Origin of the sequence: Rhizobium sp. SEMIA 4085, assembly GCF_013004495.1 — a bacterium.
Lineage (GTDB): Bacteria > Pseudomonadota > Alphaproteobacteria > Rhizobiales > Rhizobiaceae > Rhizobium > Rhizobium gallicum.
The window spans coordinates 1-1,712 of sequence record NZ_JABEPH010000634.1 but is presented as its reverse complement, the minus strand read 5'-3'; the positions used below and the strand labels follow the sequence as shown (position 1 = coordinate 1,712).

At 60.3% G+C, this 1,712-nt stretch carries 2 protein-coding genes and 1 pseudogene; 1 reads left to right on the top strand and 2 read right to left on the bottom strand.

Features of this window, described 5'->3' with window-relative positions; all coding sequences use genetic code 11:
- Positions 1-131: pseudogene (locus tag C9413_RS34070) on the bottom strand (MarR family transcriptional regulator); the annotation flags it as partial.
- 157 nt (positions 132-288) lie between these two features.
- Between C9413_RS34070 and C9413_RS31855 the strand changes: the two are divergent.
- Entirely contained in the window at positions 289-1,302 is a 1,014-nt protein-coding gene (locus tag C9413_RS31855) for an alpha/beta hydrolase (protein ID WP_039845535.1), read from the top strand.
- 4 nt (positions 1,303-1,306) lie between these two features.
- Here C9413_RS31855 and C9413_RS31850 read toward each other — a convergent pair.
- Positions 1,307-1,712 (bottom strand): glycosyltransferase (locus C9413_RS31850; protein ID WP_170251513.1); only part of this gene is annotated, 406 nt, incomplete at its 5' end.

Genomic DNA, 1,712 nt, shown 5'->3' with positions numbered 1-1,712 from the left:
ACCAGCCGCAGATATTGCGGATAGGTGAGGCCGTGCGCGTCGAGCAACGGCTTGTAGACGCGGTTCATCGCGTGGCTTGCCGTATACATGGCGAAGCAGATGAAATTGTCGAGTTCTGGTTGCGCCTGCATGGCATGTCTCCGGAAATACATCAATTTAATCGTGCGATAAATAATAGCAAGCGATTTTAGTGCATGGCAGCAATGCGTCATTTTTAATTGCGCAATAAACAATCGTGCGCGATATAAAATCCATTCGCAACGAACAGCAAACTGAGAGGACAAGACAATGTCGACCATCAAGACCGCACTTTCCACAGCCGTGATCCTGGCCGCCTCGGCCCTTGGCGCCGCTGCCGATCCCGTGCTGGAGCCGGCCACGCAGAAATTCATCGATGCACTTGCCGGCAGCAAGCCGATCTATACCTTCTCTCCGGCTGAGGCCCGCAATATTCTCGCCGGCGCGCAGAAGGGCGAGGTGAAGAAGCCCGCAGTCCATGAAGAAAACAGGACGGTCAAGGCCGGCCCGACGGGCAGCATCAAGCTCCGGATCATCCGCCCTGAAAATGCCAAGGGCGCGCTGCCGGTCGTTATGTATTTCCACGGCGGCGGCTGGGTGCTGGGCGATGCCGATACGCATGACCGCCTCGTCCGTGAGATTGCCAATGGCGCCAATGCTGCGGTCGTTTTCGTCGACTACGAGCGTTCGCCCGAGGCGCGCTATCCGATCGCCATCGAGCAGGCCTATGCCGCAACGAAGTATGTCGTGGAGCATGCCAACGAGTTCAAGGTCGATGCGAGCCGCGTAGCCGTTGCCGGTGACAGCGTCGGCGGCAACATGACGGCGGCCGTCACCCTGCTTGCCAAGGAGCGCGGCGGCCCGGCCCTCAAGCAACAGGTACTGTTCTACCCGGTCACCGACGCGAATTTTGAGACCCGCTCATACAATCAATTCGCCAACGGCCCGTGGCTCACCAAGGAAGCGATGAAGTGGTTCTGGAACGCTTATCTGCCGGACGAAGCCAAGCGCAAGGACCCGACGGCAACACCGCTCAACGCTTCGCTGGAACAGCTGAACGGCCTGCCGCCGGCACTGATCGTCACCGATGAGAACGACGTGCTGCGCGACGAAGGCGAGGCCTATGGCCGCAAGCTTTCGCAGGCCGGCGTGAAGGTCACCTCGGTCCGCTACAACGGCACGATCCACGACTTCGTGCTCTTGAACGCCATCAGCGAAACCCCGGCCGTCCGCAGCGCCATCACGCTTGCCAGCGACACGCTGCGCAGTGCCCTGCACAAGTGAAAAATCAGGTTCCGGATTTCATCGGGCCGGCGGCATCGCCGGCCTTTCTGCTTTTGGGCAGGGTCTTGGCATATTGCCAGGCCTTCTTCCATTTCGGCGTAATGACGCCGTTGGCGGCGCGGATATTGTTGATGAACTGCTGCGTTGCCGCTTCCCAGGAATATTGCAGGGCAAGATCCCGTGCCTTCTCGCGCGAGGCGGACAATGCGCCGAGGCACGCCACCTTTAGGTCTGCGTGCAGTGCGCCGACCTCGCCATCCTCGCCGATGATGTCGAGGGGGCCGGTGACGGGAAAAGCGGCAACGGGAACGCCGCAGGCGAGCGCTTCCAGGATCGTGTTGCCGAAGGTATCGGTCAGCGACGGGAAGACGAAGACATCGGCCTGTGCATAGATCCCGGGAAGCTCGCCA

What these genes read in the sequence shown, in the direction of transcription:
- C9413_RS31855 (WP_039845535.1), top strand. Translation starts at nt 289, where the DNA reads ATGTCGACCATCAAGACCGCACTTTCCACAGCCGTGATCCTGGCCGCC.